We start from the raw sequence: 16,958 nt of genomic DNA on the forward strand, positions 1-16,958 counted from the left end.
GGACCGGCTACTTCATGAACTTCTTGAACTCGTCGGGGAGTTCGAAGTCCTCGCCGGGCGCGCCGGCCGGCAGGCCGAACGGGTTGCCGTCGGCCTCGATGGCCGCCGGGCCCGCCTCGCGGCGGGCCGCCGCGGCGGCCTCCTCGGCCTTGCGCTTCATCGGGTTGCCGCTCTTGCGCTTGCCCTTGGCCTGCTTGATCTGCTTCTTCTGCCGGCCGGGGCCACCGCCCATGCCCGGGATGCCGGGCATCCCCGGCATGCCGCCGCCCTGCGCCATCCGGGACATCATCTTGCGGGCCTCGAAGAACCGCTCGACGAGGTTCTTGACCGCGCTGACCTCGACGCCGGAACCCTTGGCGATACGGGCGCGCCGGGAGCCGTTGATGATGTGCGGGTCCTGGCGCTCGGCCGGGGTCATCGACTTGATGATGGCGGCCGTGCGGTCCACGTCCCGCTCGTCGATGTTGTTGATCTGGTCCTTGATCTGGCCCATGCCGGGGAGCATGCCGAGCAGCTTGGAGATGGAGCCCATCTTCCGGACCTGCTCCATCTGGGCCAGGAAGTCGTCGAGGGTGAACTCCTTCGGCCCCTTCGCCAGCTTGGCCGCCATCTTCTCGGCCTCGGCCTGGCTGAAGGTCTTCTCGGCCTGCTCGATGAGGGTGAGCATGTCACCCATGTCGAGGATCCGGCCGGCCATCCGGTCCGGGTGGAAGGCGTCGAAGTCGTCGAGCTTCTCGCCGTTCGAGGCGAACATGATCTGCTTGCCGGTGACGTGCGCGATGGAGAGCGCGGCACCACCGCGGGCGTCGCCGTCGAGCTTGGACAGCACCACACCGTCGAAGCCGACGCCGTCGCGGAAGGCCTCGGCGGTGTTGACCGCGTCCTGACCGATCATCGCGTCGACGACGAAGAGGATCTCGTCGGGCGAGACCGCGTCACGGATGTCCGCGGCCTGCTGCATCATCTCGGCGTCGATGCCGAGGCGGCCGGCGGTGTCGACGATGACGATGTCGTGCTGCTTGGTGCGCGCGTACTCGATGGAGTCCTTCGCGACCTGGATCGGGTCGCCGACGCCGTTGCCGGGCTGCGGGCCATAGAAGCCGACACCGGCGCGCTCGGCGACGATGCCCAGCTGGTTGACGGCGTTGGGGCGCTGGAGGTCGCAGGCGACGAGCAGCGGGGTGTGGCCCTGGCCCTTCAGCCAGAAGCCGAGCTTTCCGGCGAGGGTGGTCTTACCGGCACCCTGCAGACCCGCGAGCATGATCACGGTCGGGGCGGTCTTGGCGAAGCGCAGGCGGCGGGTCTCGCCGCCGAGGATCGAGACCAGCTCCTCGTTGACGATCTTGAGGACCTGCTGGGCCGGGTTGAGCGCCTTGGAGACCTCGGCGCCGCGGGCGCGCTCCTTGACGTTCGCGATGAACGAGCGGACGACCGGGAGGGCGACGTCGGCCTCGAGGAGGGCGATACGGATTTCCCGGGCCGCGGCGTCGATGTCGGCCTCGCTCAGGCGGCCCTTGCCGCGAAGGCTCTTGAAAGTCGCGCTGAGGCGGTCGGAAAGCGTATCGAACACGGTGGTCGCGATTCCTCGGGTCGTTGGAGTGCGGTCGCCCCCAGAGTATCCGCCCGCGCAACGTGCGTGCCCCTGTGGTGGGATTCCCCACCCCGCCCCGGGCTCAGGGCGGAGTGGGCGCACCCCCTAGGTCAGGGCGGACTGGATGGCAGTGGCCAGGGTGGCGGCGGCTGCGGGCGGGAGGGGTTTGCCGTCCGCGTCGACCACGTACACCGTGTCCACCGCGTTCGCGCCGAGGGTGGACACGTGCGCGCTCCGCACCCGCACCCCGCCGGATTCCAGCGCCCGCCCGATCCGGTGCAGCAGCCCCACCGCGTCCGGAGCCCGCACCTCCAGGACCGTCGCCAGCGAGGAGACCTCCGGGACCACCGTGACCCGGGGCGGCGGCGGGACCACCCCCCGCCGGCGCGGATACGCCGCCTCGCGGTCCGCCAGCTTCGCCGGGACGTCCAGCGAGCCGTCCAGCGCGCGCACCAGATCCGCGCGCAGCCGGGCCGCCTCCGGGAGGGAGCCGTATTCGGCCGCCACCCGCCAGCGCAGCACCAGGACCTCGCCCAGCCGGTCGGGGAGCTCCACCGAGCGCAGGTCGGCGGCCCGGACGGTCAGCCGGTGCAGGGCCAGGACGCCGGCCACCGCGGGCAGCACCCCGGGCTGGTCGGGGACGGCGACGGCCAGCTCGACGCCGACCGCGTCCGCCTCCTGCCGGGCGTGCAGGGTGAGTACGGGTTCGCCGGTGCGCAGGGCCTCCACCGCGAGGCGTTCCTGTTCGGCCCCGGGCTGGGCGGGGACCGAGGGGGCGGCCGGCGCCCCGTCCAGGACGGCCGCGACCCGCCGGACCAGGTCGGCGACCAGCGAGCCGCGCCAGGCGGACCAGGCCGCCGGGCCGGTGGCCAGCGCGTCCGCCTCGGTGAGGGCGTGCAGGAGCTCCAGCGTGCCGGGCGTGCCGACCGCGTCGGCGACCGACCGGAGGGTGGCCGGGTCGTCCAGGTCGCGGCGGGTGGCGGTGTCGATGAGCAGCAGGTGGTGGCGTACCAGGGTGGCCAGCACGGCCGCGTCGGCCGGATCGAAGCCGACCCGTACGGCGACGTCGCGGGCGATGGTCTGGCCGGCCACCGAGTGGTCGCCGGGCCAGCCCTTGCCGATGTCGTGCAGCAGGGCGGCCATCAGCAGCAGGTCGGGCCGGCCGACACGGCGGGTCATCGCCGAGGCCCGGACGGCGGTCTCGATGAGGTGCCGGTCCACGGTCCAGGTGTGCACGGGGTTGCGCTGCGGCCGGCAGCGGACCCGCTCCCAGTCCGGGAGGAGCCGGGAGATGAGGCCCTCGGCCTCCAGGGCCTCCCAGACGGGGACGGTGGGCTCGCCGGCTCCCAGCAGGGTCAGCAGCTGTTCCCGGGCCTCGGCGGGCCAGGGCACCGGCAGCGGCCCGGTCTGGGCGGCGAGCCGGCGTACGGCGTGCAGCGAGACCGGCAGCCCGGCCTGGGCCGCGGCGGCGCCCAGCCGGAGCGGCAGCACCGGGTCTCGTTCCGGCCGGGCGGCCAGAGCCAGCACCACCTCGCCGTCCTGTTCGACCACGCCCTCGGCGAGCGGGGCGCGCTCGGCCGGGCCGGCCACCCGGGAGCCGAGCAGTCCGCGCAGCCGGGGGCGGGCCGAGCGGGCCCGCAGGACCCGGCCGACCTCGCGCCAGGTGACGTCCCCGGCGTACGCGACCACCCGCGCGGCCTCGTACACCTCGCGGAGCAGGGCGTCGGCGTCGAGCAGGCCCATCCGGGCGGCCACCTGGTCCTGCTCCTGGAGCGAGAGCCGGTCGCCCGCCCGGCCGGTGACCAGGTGCAGGGCGTCGCGGGCGTCCAGCAGCCGGCGGCGGGCCTCGGCGAGGCCTTCGCGCGGGGCGTCGGCCAGCCAGGAGGCGGCGACGGCGCGCAGCGCGGCGACGTCCCGCAGCCCGCCGCGGGCCTCCTTCAGGTCGGGTTCGAGGAGGAAGCGGAGCTCGCCGAACCGCTCGGCCCGGTCCCGGCACAGGGAGTGCAGCTCGGGGAGCCGGCGGGGGGCCTGGTTGCGCCAGTCGGCCAGGACGGAGGTACGCAGTCCGGCCAGCAGGCCGAGGTCGCCGGCGACGGGGCGGGCGTCGAGCAGGCCGAGCTGGACCTTGAGGTCCTCGCCGGCCGTCTTGCGGGCTTCGGCCGGGGTGCGGACCGAGTGGTCCAGGGCGATGCCGAGGTCCCAGACCGGGTACCAGAGCCGGTCGGCGAGCCGCGAGAGCTTGGCGGGATCGGCCTTGCCATCGTGGAGGAGCAGCAGGTCGAGGTCGCTGCGCGGGGAGAGTTCGGCGCGGCCGTAGCCGCCGACGGCCACCAGGGCCGCGCCCCGTACGCCGCTCTCCGCGGCGGCAGCCGCGAACAGCCCGCTCAGCCAGCCGTCGGTAAGCCCGGCCAGCGCGGACCGCCGCGAAGCCCCGGGCCGGGCCTCCTCTTGCAGGAGCCCCAGCCGGGCCGCCGCATACCCCCCGGGTCCGGGCGTTCCATCCGTGGCATCGGTGGTTGGGTTTTCCGCACTCGTCACCCGACGGCTCCCGGGTCCTGGGGGTGTCCGGCTGGTCGGGGCCGGACGCCCCGTTCGGCTGGTGCCGTGCCGCCGCTGGGCGGCATCGGCGCTGGGGGACAACGCTGTGAGCGCCTCCGCCGGGGCCCCGGACCGCGTCCGATGGCCCCGGCTGAAGCGCTGCGTCCGCCCTAGAGGGCGTCCGCGCCGCGTTCGCCGGTGCGGACCCGGATCACCGAGTCCACCGGGACGCTCCACACCTTGCCGTCACCGATCTTGCCGGTCTGGGCGGCGGAGACCAGGACATCCATGACGTCGTCGGCCGCGTCGTCCTCGACGAGGACCTCGATCCGCATCTTCGGGACCAGGTCGACGGTGTACTCGGCACCGCGGTAGACCTCGGTGTGGCCGCGCTGCCGGCCGTATCCGCTGGCCTCGGAGACCGTGAGCCCCTGGACGCCGAAGGCCTGCAGGGCGTCCTTGATCTCGTCCAGCTTGTGCGGCTTCACGATCGCGGTGATGAGCTTCATGCGTCGACCTTCTTCGAGTCCTGGACAGCGGTGGCAGTGGCGGCGGCGGTGCTCCGCGAGGAGACGCCCCCGCCGGCGCCGCTGAAGTCGTAGGCGGTCTCGGCGTGTTCGACCTGGTCGATGCCGGAGACCTCGTCGTCCTCGCTGACCCGCATGCCGATCGTCTTGTCGAGGAGGAAGGCGAGCAGCGCGGATGCCAGGAGAGAGTAGGCGAGGACGGAGAAGACGCCGATCGCCTGCTTGCCGAGCTGTTCGAGACCGCCGCCGTAGAAGAGGCCGGCCGCGTCGGACTGGACTCCGCCGGTGGCGAAGAAGCCGACGAGCAGGGAGCCGAGGACACCGCCGACCAGGTGGACGCCGACCACGTCGAGGGAGTCGTCGTAGCCGAACTTGTACTTGAGGCCGACGGCCATGGCGCACACCAGGCCGGCGATCGCACCGATGGCGATCGCACCGAGCGGCGAGCAGGAGCCGCCGGAGGGGGTGATGGCGACCAGGCCCGCGACCGCGCCGGAGGCTGCGCCGAGGGTGGTGAAGGAGCCGTGCCGGACCTTCTCGTAGCCCAGCCAGGCGAGCATGGCGGCGGCGGTGGCGACCTGGGTGTTGAGGAACATGACGGCGCCGATGCCGTCGTCGTTGCCGAGCCAGGAGCCGGCGTTGAAGCCGAACCAGCCGAACCACAGGAGGCCGGCGCCGAGCATCACCAGCGGGAGGCTGTGCGGGCGCATCGGGTCCCTCTTGAAGCCGACGCGCTTGCCGATGACCAGGATCACGCCGAGGGCGGCGGCACCGGCGTTGATGTGGACGGCGGTACCGCCCGCGAAGTCGATGACGCCCATCTCGAAGAGCCAGCCGCCGGCGCCCCAGACCCAGTGGGCGACGGGGAAGTAGACGGCGGTGACCCAGAGGGTGATGAACAGGGCCCAGGCGGAGAACTTGACGCGGTCGGCGAGGGCGCCGCTGATCAGGGCCGGGGTGATGATGGCGAACATCAGCTGGAACACGGCGAAGACGTAGACCGGGATGGTGTAGCCGTCCCAGAGCTGGGTGAGGCCGATGCCACTGAGGCCGACGTACTCGGAGGACCAGCCGATGACGGATCCGATGTCGGTGCCGAAGGCGAGGCTGAAGCCGAAGAGGACCCAGAGGATCGTGACGATCCCGAGGCTGATGAAGCTCATCATCAGCATGTTGAGGCTGCTCTTGACGCGGACCATGCCTCCGTAGAAGAAGGCCAGGCCCGGGGTCATCAGCATGACCAGGGCGGAGCAGATGAGCATGAACCCGGTGTTCGCGGCAGACAGTGTCGGGGCGTCTGCGGCAAGGGTCGTGATGGCGGATGCTGCCATCGGCGTCTCCTCGTCGTCGGTACGTTCGCGTGCGGGCGATCGTGTGAAACCTGAGCGGCGGCCAATAACCGGCCTGCCTGCGGGACTGGCCGGTTATTGGCCCTGAGATTCGCGCAGGCCGGTTTCCGGCGGTGCCGCTCGGTGTTTCGCGACGGTGACGAAGAGGTCGGGCGTGTTACGCGCCCATGAACGGGTGATCGCTGTGTCCGGCCGCGGCAGGCCCCGGATGACCTGGCCGGGGGAGCCTGATCGGGCTTCGCGGGGTGCCTGCCGCGGCCGGGGTCTAGACGGCCTCCGCGGACTCGGGGAGGCGGGCGGCGAGGTGGTCGGTGAGCCGGACGACCTCGGCGATGTCGCCGTACTCGCGTGCGGCGGTGTCGACAGTCTTGCGGAGCCGGGTGTTCACCCGCTCGGACCGTACCTTTCCGGCCACGTCGAGGGCTTGGTCGACGAGGACGGTGGCCTGCTCGGGCTGCCGCTGGAGCAGGTGGACGGTGGCCATGCCGATGAGGTTGAGGGCGTAGGAGCGCTGGTGTTCCTCGTCCTTGGCGAAGAGTTCCACGGCCCGTTCCATGACGGGTTCGGCGAGGGAGGCGTAGGTGGGGCTGCGGCCGGCCACATAGGCCAGGTCCCGGTAGGAGTGGGCGTTCTCCCCGTTGAGTTCGGCCTCGGAGAAGAAGCGGATCCAGTCGGGCTCGGGTACGCCGTCCAGGCCGGCGTCGCCGAAGGTGTCCTCGGCCATCCGGACGGCCCGCTTGCAGCGGCTGGGCTGGCCCATGTTGGCGTAGGCGCGGGCCTCCATCGCATACAGCATGGCCTGGGTGCGCGGGCCGGCGCAGTCGCGGCTGCCGTACTGGGCGAGGTGGATGAGTTCCAGGGCGTCCTCGGGGCGGCCGAGGTGGATCATCTGGCGGCTCATATTGGAGAGGATGTACGAGCCGAGCGGCTTGTCCCCGGCTTCCTTGGAGGCGTGCAGGGCGAGGACGAAGTACTTCTGGGCGGTGGGGTGCAACCCGATGTCGTAGCTCATCCAGCCGGCGAGTTCGGCGAGTTCGGCGGCGACCTTGAAGAGGCGCTTGACGACCGGCGCCGGGTGGTTCTCCTGGAGCAGGTCGGTGACCTCGTGGAGCTGGCCGACCACGGCTTTGCGGCGCAGTCCCCCGCCGCACTGGGCGTCCCACTGCCGGAACATCACGGTGGTGGCTTCGAGGAGGTCGAGTTCCGGTTCGGAGAGCCGGGGCGGGCGGTGGCCGCTGAGGCCCCCCGGTCCGCCGCCGGGCGCCGCGGGGTGGCCCGCCGCCTCGCGCCCTCCGGGGTCGACGGCCGGGACCGGGACGAGCCAGCGCTGCATGGGCTCGATGAGGGCGGGGCCGGCGGAGAGGGCGAGCGAGGTGCCGAGGAAGCCGCGGCGGGCGAGCATCAGGTCGCTGCGGGAGAACTCGCCGAGCAGCTCGACGGTCTGGGGGCCCGCCCAGGGCAGGTCGACGCCGGAGACGGACGGGGTCTGGTGGGCGGTGCGCAGGCCGAGGTGCTCGATGGCGACGACGGTGCCGAAGCGTTCGGAGAACAGCTCCGAGAGGATGCGCGGGACGGGCTCGCGGGGCTGTTCGCCATCGAGCCAGCGGCGGACCCGGGAGGTGTCCGTGCTGATGTGGTGCGCGCCCATCTGGCGGGCCCGGCGGTTGACCTGGCGGGCGAGCTCGCCCTTGGACCAGCCGCTGCGGACGAACCACGAGGTCAGTTGTTCGTTGCGGGCAGTGGACACCGCAAGCTCTGTGTTCGTTCCGCTTGCGCCGCTGCCGCTCACTGGAACGCCCCCATCCGGATCGCCTCTCCACCCGAACCCTGGCCCGGCCCGCGCGGGCCTTCACGGGCCTTCACAAGCCCTTCACCGATTGCCTCCGGCATACCCACGGATGACTCCGCCATCGGGGTTCGTGTACCGAAAGTAATCCTACGATCACCCCTGTGGCGAGGTCGATCCCGGAAACGCCACCATTCGCCACCCCTTCGAATGAACTCGCCACGCGTCGGGCGCGATTCACTGGACACAGACCGGCCTCAGTGGCAAGCAGGGCACGAATCGGGGCGCGTAACCACCGGCTGACCGGACCCGTTGGAGGGGGCATGGGCATGGGCTTCACGATCGGCGGCAGCCGGGGCACCAAGGAGTTCCGGACCGGCACCCGGCGCCGCGGCCGGATGTCGGACTGCACGGCGGTGGCGGAGTACACCGGCCTGTGGGGCTGGGACGCGGTCCCGGGCGCCCGCGCCGCCGGTCCGGCCCGGGACTGCTCCTGCGGCGACCGCGGCTGCCGGACCCCTGGCGCACATCCGCTGCCGGGCGCCAGGGCGGTTCCGGCGGGCGCGACCCTGGACGAGGCCACCGAGGCCTGGGCGGACTATCCCGGTGCCGCCGTGCTGCTGCCGGCGGGCCGGAGCTTCGACCTGATCGAGGTCGCGGAGGAGGCGGGCCGGCGGGCCTTGGTCCGGCTGGAGCGGATGGGCCTCCCGCTCGGCCCGGTGACCGCCACCCCGGACGGCCGGGCCCAGTTCTTCGTGGCCCCCGGCGCGGCGGCGGAGCTGCCGCAGCTGCTGTACCGGATGGGCTGGGACGACGCCGACCTCGATCTGCGTGCGCTGGGCGAGGGGGCCTTCCTGACCGCCCCGCCCTCGGACCACGGGGGCCTCGGCCCGGTCGGCTGGCTCCGGCCCCCGACCCTCGACACGGCCGGCCGCCCGCCGCAGGCCCGCCTGCTGCTGGGCACCCTCGCCTACATCTGCCACCGCTTGCGGCGCTGACGCCGGTCCGGCCCCGGCGGGGCTCCGGGCGCGCCGGGGCCCCCGGGCTTCTTGCGAAGCGCGGGGGCCCCGGGCGACGTACGACTGTGCTTGATCAGTTGGTTTGATCAGCCGGTTGACCAGCCGGTTCAGTCTCCGATGAGGGCGTCGACGAATGCGGCCGGTTCGAACGGGGCCAGGTCGTCGGCGCCCTCGCCCAGGCCGACCAGCTTGACCGGGACGCCCAGCTCGCGCTGGACCGCGACCACGATGCCGCCCTTGGCGGTGCCGTCGAGCTTGGTGAGCACGATGCCGGTGATGTCCACGACCTCGGCGAACACGCGGGCCTGGGTCAGGCCGTTCTGTCCGGTGGTGGCGTCCAGGACGAGCAGGATCTCGTCCAGGGGGCCGTGCTTCTCCACGACCCGCTTGACCTTGCCGAGCTCGTCCATCAGACCGGTCTTGGTGTGCAGCCGGCCCGCGGTGTCGATCAGGACCACGTCCGCGCCCTCGGCGATGCCCTCCTTGACCGCGTCGAAGGCGATCGACGCCGGGTCGCCGCCCTCGGGGCCGCGGACGGTGCGCGCGCCGACCCGCTCGCCCCAGGTCTGCAGCTGGTCGGCGGCGGCGGCCCGGAAGGTGTCCGCCGCACCCAGCACCACGCTGCGGCCGTCGGCGACGAGCACCCGGGCCAGCTTGCCGGTGGTGGTGGTCTTGCCGGTGCCGTTGACGCCGACGACCATGATCACGCCGGGCGTGTCCAGGCCGCTCTCGGTCTTGACGACGCGGTCCATGTCCGGGCCGATGAGGGCGATGAGCTCCTCGCGCAGCAGGGCGCGCAGCTGGTCGGGGGTGCGGGTGCCGAGCACCTTGACCCGCTCGCGGAGCCGGTCGACGAGCTCCTGGGTGGGGGTCACGCCGACGTCGGCGGTGAGGAGGATCTCCTCGATCTCCTCCCAGGTGTCGTCGTCGAGGTGCTCCCGGGAGAGCAGCGTGAGCAGGCCCTTCCCGAGGGTGTTCTGGGACCGCGCGAGGCGGGCGCGCAGCCGGACCAGCCGGCCTGCGGTGGGCTCCGGCACCTCGATCTCGGGCGCGGCGGGCGCGACCGGGGCCTCGGGCTCGGCCACGGCGGGGGCCTCGGGCGCCGCGGCCTCCGCCTCGGGGAGCACGACCTCCTCGATGGTCCGGCGCGGCTCTTCGACCGTCGGAGCGGCGTCCTCCCCCACCTGCGGTTCGGCGGGCGGGGCAGTGATGGTCGGCGTGCTCGACGGTGCCGAGGGCGGCAGCTGCTTCTTCTTGCGGCTGCCGACCACGAGCCCGCTGATGACGCCGACCGCGACCAGGGCGATGACTACAGCAAGGATGAGGATGTCCATAACGGGTCCAGTATCGGCCACCGCGGCCCTCCGCTCCGGCAGCCGGAGGATCCGACCGGGACGTAAGCCGCCATTTGTGTTGTCCGCGCGCAACCTACGATGATGGGGCATCCCCTCCCACACCCCCACGGAGCACGCATGCCTGCCGAGGCCACCGACGGCGCGATAGAGACCCGCGGCCTGGAGCCCGTACCCGACAGTGAGCGCACCGGCCGCGTCCGCGAACTCGTCCCGACCTGGGTCGCCGCCAACATCAGCGTGCTGCTGTTGACCATGGGCGCCGGGCTGGTCATCTTCAACGGGCTGAACTTCTGGCAGGTGCTGGTGGTCGCCGTTGCCGCGCCGGTGGTCTCGTACGGGATCGTGGGCCTGATCTCGATCGCCGGCAAGCGCGGCGGCGCCCCCGGCATGGCCCTGTCCCGGGCCGTCTTCGGGCAGCGCGGCAACCTCTTCCCCGGCGCGCTGATCTGGATCGCCCGCTGGGGCTGGGAGACGATCAACGCGGTGAGCGGCGCCTACGCCCTGATCACCGTGCTGGATCTGCTCTTCGGCATCGAGAGCAGCACCCCGCTGATCGTGGTCACCCTGCTGCTGTTCGTCGGCTGCACCTTCCTCGTCTCCGGGCTCGGCATCAATGCCCTGCGGGTCTGCTCGAAGTGGTCCACGTACCTGTTCGGCGCGTTCAGCGTGCTGGTGCTGGGCTACCTGGTCTTCGACACCGACTGGTCCGCGGTCTTCGACAAGCCGGCCGGCTCCACCGCGATGATGATCGCAGGCATCGGCACCATCGCCGCGGGCGGCATCAGCTGGGTGCCGTCCGGCCCGGACTTCACCCGCTACCTGCCGCGCACCGCCTCCTCCCGGGGCATGGTCGGTGCGACCGTCGGCGGTGCGGCCGTGGTCGTCATCCCGATGGTGCTGATGGGTGCGGTGATGGCGGTCGGCACGCCCGACCTGGCCGAGGCCCAGGACCCGGTGTCCTTCATCGGCGAGCTGCTGCCCACCTGGATCGCGGTCCCGTACCTGCTGATCGCGCTGGTCGGCATGCTGCTGATCAACTCGATGTCCATGTACTCGGCCGGGTTCACCGCGCAGACCCTGGGCATCAAGGTGCCGCGGGCCGCGGCGGTCAGCGTCAACGCGGTCATCAGCCTGGTCTTCGGCTTCCTGCTGATGGTGGTGGCCACCAGCTTCTTCGGGTCCTTCATCTCCTTCCTGACCCTGCTGGCGGTGGCCTTCTCCGCCTGGATCGGGGTGTTCGGCGTGGACATGCTGCGCCGCCGGACGTACGACGCCGAGGCCCTGATGGACACCACCCGCACCAGTGCGTACTGGTACCGGGGCGGGTTCGCCTGGCAGGCCATGACCGCCTGGGCGGTGGCGCTGGCGGTGGGGCTGCTCTTCACCTCGGTGGACTGGTTCAGCGGGCCGCTGGCCGGCACCTGGATCGGTGAGAACGGGCTGGGCTGGGCGGTCGGCATCCTGACGTCGGGCGCGCTGTACGCCGTACTGCCGCGCTCGGCACAGGCGCAGGCAGAGCCGGCCCGCGCCGACGTCGCCGGGGAGGATCGGCGCGAGACCGCCGGATCCCTGTCCAACTGACGCTACGTCAGCTAGCCTCCCCCTCCGCCGCCACACCACATCCGCCGGAGGGGGAGCATCCATGCCCATCACCGTGGCCCGGTTCAACCTCGTCGACCCGAACGGCACCCCCGAGACCCTCGCCGCCCGCTACCAGGCGGCGGTGGAGATGGCGAAGTACGCCGACGACCGCGGGATCGACACCATCCAGACCGAGGAGCACCACGGCACCGACAACAACTGGCTGCCCTCCCCCTTCGCCTTCGCGGGCGCGGTGTTCGGCGCCACCCGCCGGATCGCGGTCACCGTCTCGGCGATCATCGGCCCGCTCTACGACCCGCTGAGGGTCGCCGAGGACATCGCAGTGCTGGACCTGCTGAGCGGCGGGCGGCTGGTGACGGTGTCCGGCATCGGCTACCGGCCGGAGGAGTACGAGCAGCACGGCGTGGAGTGGGGCCGGCGCGGCCGGCTCCAGGACGAGCTGCTGGAGACCCTGCTGAAAGCGTGGACCGGCGAGCCCTTCGAGTTCCGCGGCCGGACGGTACGGGTCACCCCGCGGCCGTTCACCCAGCCGCACCCGCTCCTGCTGGTCGGCGGCAGCTCGCAGGCGGCGGCCCGGCGCGCGGCCCGGCTCGGGCTGCCCTTCTTCCCCAGCGCCCACCTGCCGGAGCTGGAGGCGTACTACCAGGCGAAGCTGGCGGAGTACGGGACGGAGGGCTTCTGCATGATGCCCGCCGCACAGACCCCGCTGCTGCACATCGCGGAGGACCCGGACCGGACCTGGGCCGAGCACGGCGAACGGTTCCTGCACGAGGCGGGCAGGTACGCCTCGTGGCAGTCCAAGGACATCCGCTCGGCGGTGCGGTCCGGCGCCCGGACGGTGGCGGAACTGCGCGCCGAGGGGGTCTACCGGATCCTGTCTCCGGAGGAGGCCGTGGCCTATGCGCGGGGCGCGGGCGAGGCCGGGAACCTGGTGCTGCACCCGCTGTGCGGGGGCATGCCGGTCGACGAGGGGTGGCGCAGCCTGCAGCTGCTCTGCGAACAGGTACTGCCCCGGCTCAAGGACTGAGCCGGGGCAGTGACCCGTGCGAGGAGAGGGGTGGTGGCGGGGATGGTTACCCCATCTCCTCCAGCGCCTTGCCCTTGGTCTCCGGCACCCATTTGATGACGAAGGGGATCGAGAGCAGGGCGAAGAAGGTGTAGATCATGTAGGCGCCCGACAGGTTCCAGTCGGAGAGCGTCGGGAAGGTGACGGTGATCAGCCAGTTGGCGATCCACTGGGCCGAGGCCGCCACACCGAGGGCCGCGGCGCGGATCCGGTTGGGGAACATCTCGCCGAGCAGCACCCATACGACCACGCCCCAGGACAGGGCGAAGAAGAGTACGAAGGAGTGCGCGGCGACGAGGGCGATGGTGCCCTGGGTGTCGGGGATGGAGATGTTGCCGTCGGAGCCGGTCTTGAAGGAGAAGGCCCAGGCGCACACGCCGAGGGAGACGGCCATGCCGGCCGAGCCGATGAGGGCCAGCGGCTTGCGGCCGATCCGGTCGACGAAGACCATCGCGATCACGGTGCCGATGATGTTGATGATCGAGGTGGTGAAGGAGTAGAAGAACGAGCTGGTCGGGTCGATGCCGACGGACTGCCACAGCGAGGAGCTGTAGTAGAAGATCACGTTGATGCCGACGAGCTGCTGGAACACCGACAGCCCGATGCCGATCCAGACGATGGGCAGCAGTCCGAAGCGACCGCCCATCAGGTCCTTGAAGGTGGACTTGTGTTCGGACCGCATGGCGAGGTCGATCTCGTGGACCCGGGCGTCCAGGTCGATCTTCGTGCCCTCGACCTCGCCCAGCACCTTCCTGGCTTCCGCGGTGCGGCCCACGGAGACCAGGTAACGGGGGGACTCGGGGATGACGAAGGACAGTACGCCGTAGAGGATCGCCGGGACCACCATCACGCCCAGCATCCACTGCCAGGCTTCCAGGCCGGCGATCTCCCCGCGCTGCTCGCCGCCGGCGAGGTTGAGGATGCCCCAGTTGACCAGCTGGGAGACGGCGATGCCGATGACGATGGCAGCTTGCTGGAAGGAGGCGAGCCGGCCGCGGTAGGCGGGCGGGGAGACCTCGGCGATGTAGGCCGGGCCGATGACCGAGGCCATGCCGATGGCGAAGCCGCCGATGACCCGCCACATGGCGAGGTCCCAGAGGGCGAAGGGGAGGGCCGAGCCGAGCGCGCTGGCCGTGAAGAGCACGGCGGCGATCTGCATACAGCGGATACGGCCGATCCGGTCGGCGATCCGGCCGGCGGTGGCGGCGCCGATGGCACAGCCGATGAGGGCGGCGGCGATCACCTGGGCGAGAGCCTCGGAGCCGATGTCGAAGCGGCTGCGGATGGCCTCGACCGCGCCGTTGATCACGGAGCTGTCGTAGCCGAAGAGGAATCCGCCCATCGCGGCAGCCGCGGCGATGAAGATGACATGGCCGAGGTGCTCGGGACGAGGGGTGGGTTCGCCGCCCGAGGCCGACGCCTGCTCTGTGCTGGTCAAGGTGCGCTCCGTGGGGGTTTTGTCCGTCCTCACAGTGGCGCACAGTTCAAGATCTTGCACCACCCGAAGTCGGGAGACAGCGGAGCGAGCCTATGTGTTCAGTTCCTGAAGTCAATACCTGACAGAGATGTTTCCGAATCCGCCGCAACGTTCACTTCTTGAACCAACCCTCAGCGGAGGCGCTGGCTGATGACCTTGGAGACCCCGTCGCCCTGCATGGATACGCCGTACAGCGCGTCGGCGACCTCCATGGTCCGCTTCTGGTGCGTGATCACGATCAGCTGTGAGCTCTCCTGGAGCTCCTCCATGATCCGGATCAGCCGCTGGAGGTTGGTGTCGTCGAGCGCGGCCTCGACCTCGTCCATCACGTAGAACGGGCTGGGCCGCGCCTTGAAGATGGACACCAGCAGGGCCACGGCGGTCAGCGAGCGCTCCCCGCCGGAGAGCAGCGACAGCCGCTTGACCTTCTTGCCCGGCGGGCGGGCCTCGACGTCCACACCGGTGGCGAGCATATTGTCGGGATCGGTCAGGATCAGCCGGCCCTCGCCCCCGGGGAACAACCGGGAGAAGACCCCCTCGAACTCGCGGGCGGTGTCCCGGTACGCCTCCGTGAACACCTGCTCGACGCGCTCGTCGACCTCCTTCACGACCTGAAGGAGGTCGGCCCGGGTCTTGCGCAGGTCGTCGAGCTGCTCGCTCAGGAACTTATGGCGCTCCTCCAATGCGGCGAACTCCTCCAGGGCCAGCGGATTCACCTTGCCGAGCTGCTGGTAGGCCCGTTCGGCTGCCTTCAGCCGCTTCTCCTGCTGGGCCCGGACGAACGGCCCGGGCCGGTTGCGCGGGTGCTCCGGGTCCTCCGGGAGTTCCTCGCCCTCGGCGGGCAGGGAGGGCGGCACGAGCTGGTCGGGGCCGTACTCGGCGACCAGGCCGGCGGGCTCCACGCCGAGCTCCTCCAGCGCCCGGGTTTCCAGCTGCTCAATGCGCAGCCGCTTCTCGGCGCCGAGCACCTCGCCGCGGTGCACCGAGTCGGTCAGCTTGTCGAGCTCGCCCTTGAGGTCTCGGCCACGGGTCCGGGCCAGGGCGAGCTCCTGCTCGCGCAACCCCTTGGCGTACTCGGCGTCCTGCCGTTCCGCGTCCGCGCGCTGCAGGGACACCTCGATGTGGGCGAGGAGCTGGCGGGCGCCGTCGGCGACGGCGGCGGCCACCTCCGCCTCGTGGCGCAGCCGGGCCCGGCGCCGGTCGGCCCGGGCGCGGGCCTCGCGCTCGGCGCGGGCGGCCCGGTCGAGACCGTCGGCCCGGCCGGCCAGCCCCTTGACCCGCTCCTCGTGGGTCCTGAGCTGGAGCCGCGCCTCCATCTCGGTCTGCCGGGCGTTGGCGCCGTCGGCGGCGAGCCGGTCCCGGACGGCGGTGTCCGGCTCCTCCTCCACCGGCATCTCCTCGGCGACGGCGAGCCGCTCGGCGCACTCCTCGACCTCCATCAGCGCCTGGTCCAGGGCGTCCTGGGCCTTCGCCGCGGCCGTTGCGCTGCGCTCGGCCTCGCCGGCTGCGCCCTTCGCCTGGCCGGCGAGCCGGCCGAGCTGCTGGGCGACCCCGGCCCGGGCCCGCTCCGCCTCCCGGCGCCGCTCGGCGAGCTCTTCGACGAGCGCAGCCGCGGCCTTCCGCCGCTGCTCGGCCGCCACCCGTACGCCGGCCAGCTCGACGCACCGGACCTCGAGCCCGGCCAGCTCCCGGGCGGCCTCGTCAACGGCGGCCTGCACCTCGATGAGGCTCGGCACCCCGGCGGACCCGCCGTGCGCGAGGTGCGCGCCGAGTACGTCGCCGTCGTGCGTCACGGCCATGAGCTCGGGGCGCTCGGCGACCAGGGCCTCGGCGTCGTCGAGCGTGGGCACGACAACGTAGTCCCGCAACACCCACCCCACGGCCCGACACACGCCAACATCCCCCCCGACCAGCCCGGGGGCCCCGGGCCACCCGGCCTGCGGCTGGGGGCCGAAGCCCCCCGCCTGCCGCGCAGCAGCGCCGCTGCCAACGGGGCTCAACGCAACGCCCTCCCCGCCCCCGGCGGCGGGCGCGCCGGTACCGGCAGCGGAGGCAGGGGCGAAGCCCCCTGGCTGCCGCGCAACGGCAGCCTCGGCGGCGCAGCCGCCAATGCCCTCCAGCGCAGCGCCCGGCGCGCCGGCGCCGGAACCCGTTTCGGGGGCGGAGCCCCCCGGCTGCCCCGCAGCGGCGGCGGGCGCACCGGTCGCGGCGTCGGCGGGGTCCGGAACGCCGGTTCCGAAACCGGGTTCGGGGGCGAAGCCCCCTGTCTGCCGCGCAGCGGCAACCTCGGCGGCGCAGCCGCCGACGCCCTCCAGCGCAGCGCCTGGCGCGCCAGCGCCGAAACCCAGTTCGGGGGCGGAGCCCCCCGCCTGCCGCGCAGCGGCGGCGGGCGCGCCGGTAGCGGCGGCGACGGGGTCCGGGGCGGAGTCCCGGTTTCGGGAAGGGGCGGGGTGGGGGATCTCCGCTCCTGCGGCCGGAGCTGCGCCCCGGAGGGGGTCCGCGTCCGCCGGCGGGCCGCTCTGCCCGGGAACATCCGCCCAGCCGGGCTCCGCTGCCCGGGCAGGAGCCGCCCCGGGCACCGGCCCGGCCGGGCCGGTGCCCGGGCCCGGGGCCGGGCCCGAAGCCGGTGCCGGAATGCCCGGCCCGGC

The 16,958-nt window shown here is 72.5% G+C and carries 11 protein-coding genes; 3 read left to right on the top strand and 8 right to left on the bottom strand.

What is annotated here, in order from left to right; all coding sequences use genetic code 11:
- Nucleotides 1-7: 7 nt before the first annotated feature.
- The 5 genes from ffh to nsdA form a co-directional block, all read right to left on the bottom strand.
- Entirely contained in the window at nucleotides 8-1,570 is a 1,563-nt protein-coding gene (gene ffh / locus ABT123_RS24825) for a signal recognition particle protein (RefSeq protein ID WP_351318408.1), read from the bottom strand.
- Between the two features lie 126 nt (nucleotides 1,571-1,696).
- Nucleotides 1,697-4,129 carry a [protein-PII] uridylyltransferase gene (locus ABT123_RS24830; protein ID WP_351318410.1) on the bottom strand — a complete coding sequence of 811 codons (2,433 nt, stop codon included), beginning with the start codon at nucleotides 4,127-4,129 and terminating at the stop codon, nucleotides 1,697-1,699.
- Between the two features lie 170 nt (nucleotides 4,130-4,299).
- Nucleotides 4,300-4,638, bottom strand: coding sequence for a P-II family nitrogen regulator (locus ABT123_RS24835; RefSeq protein WP_150207128.1), 339 nt, complete (start codon nucleotides 4,636-4,638; stop codon nucleotides 4,300-4,302).
- Nucleotides 4,635-5,987 carry an ammonium transporter gene (locus ABT123_RS24840; protein WP_351318412.1) on the bottom strand — a complete coding sequence of 451 codons (1,353 nt, stop codon included), beginning with the start codon at nucleotides 5,985-5,987 and terminating at the stop codon, nucleotides 4,635-4,637. Before ABT123_RS24840 ends, ABT123_RS24835 begins: the two co-directional genes overlap by 4 nt.
- A 283-nt stretch (nucleotides 5,988-6,270) precedes the next feature.
- Nucleotides 6,271-7,794: a transcriptional repressor NsdA gene (nsdA, locus tag ABT123_RS24845; protein ID WP_351318414.1), complete on the bottom strand. Its 1,524-nt coding sequence runs from the start codon at nucleotides 7,792-7,794 to the stop codon at nucleotides 6,271-6,273.
- Between the two features lie 326 nt (nucleotides 7,795-8,120).
- Here nsdA and ABT123_RS24850 point away from each other — a divergent pair, with 326 nt between their 5' ends.
- Entirely contained in the window at nucleotides 8,121-8,789 is a 669-nt protein-coding gene (locus tag ABT123_RS24850; protein ID WP_351318416.1) for a bifunctional DNA primase/polymerase, read from the top strand.
- A 128-nt stretch (nucleotides 8,790-8,917) separates the two neighbouring features.
- Here the strand turns inward: ABT123_RS24850 and ftsY are convergent, their stop codons facing one another.
- Nucleotides 8,918-10,144, bottom strand: a complete 1,227-nt coding sequence (ftsY, locus tag ABT123_RS24855) for a signal recognition particle-docking protein FtsY (protein WP_351318418.1) — start codon at nucleotides 10,142-10,144, stop codon at nucleotides 8,918-8,920.
- A 138-nt stretch (nucleotides 10,145-10,282) separates the two neighbouring features.
- Here ftsY and ABT123_RS24860 point away from each other — a divergent pair, with 138 nt between their 5' ends.
- A complete protein-coding gene (locus ABT123_RS24860; protein WP_351318420.1) occupies nucleotides 10,283-11,746 on the top strand; it encodes a cytosine permease in 1,464 nt (487 codons plus the stop codon).
- 61 nt (nucleotides 11,747-11,807) lie between these two features.
- Nucleotides 11,808-12,794 carry an LLM class flavin-dependent oxidoreductase gene (locus tag ABT123_RS24865; protein WP_351318422.1) on the top strand — a complete coding sequence of 329 codons (987 nt, stop codon included), beginning with the start codon at nucleotides 11,808-11,810 and terminating at the stop codon, nucleotides 12,792-12,794.
- A gap of 46 nt (nucleotides 12,795-12,840) precedes the next feature.
- On the opposite strand, the gene ABT123_RS24870 is transcribed toward ABT123_RS24865, so the two are convergent.
- A complete protein-coding gene (locus tag ABT123_RS24870; RefSeq protein WP_351318424.1) occupies nucleotides 12,841-14,271 on the bottom strand; it encodes a sugar porter family MFS transporter in 1,431 nt (476 codons plus the stop codon).
- Nucleotides 14,272-14,441: 170 nt separating this feature from the next.
- On the bottom strand, nucleotides 14,442-16,958 hold a 2,517-nt coding region (locus ABT123_RS24875; RefSeq protein WP_502971035.1), incomplete at its 5' end, for an AAA family ATPase.

It is taken from the genome of Streptomyces sp. NPDC002054 (assembly GCF_040296685.1).
In the GTDB taxonomy this organism is placed as follows: domain Bacteria; phylum Actinomycetota; class Actinomycetes; order Streptomycetales; family Streptomycetaceae; genus Streptomyces.

Bases quoted from the DNA above. Each gene is read 5' to 3' on its own strand.
- ABT123_RS24835 (WP_150207128.1), bottom strand. From the start codon at position 4,638: ATGAAGCTCATCACCGCGATCGTGAAGCCGCACAAGCTGGACGAGATC.
- ABT123_RS24840 (WP_351318412.1), bottom strand. From the start codon at position 5,987: ATGGCAGCATCCGCCATCACGACCCTTGCCGCAGACGCCCCGACACTG.
- ABT123_RS24850 (WP_351318416.1), top strand. From the start codon at position 8,121: ATGGGCTTCACGATCGGCGGCAGCCGGGGCACCAAGGAGTTCCGGACC.
- ftsY (WP_351318418.1), bottom strand. From the start codon at position 10,144: ATGGACATCCTCATCCTTGCTGTAGTCATCGCCCTGGTCGCGGTCGGC.
- ABT123_RS24860 (WP_351318420.1), top strand. From the start codon at position 10,283: ATGCCTGCCGAGGCCACCGACGGCGCGATAGAGACCCGCGGCCTGGAG.
- ABT123_RS24865 (WP_351318422.1), top strand. From the start codon at position 11,808: ATGCCCATCACCGTGGCCCGGTTCAACCTCGTCGACCCGAACGGCACC.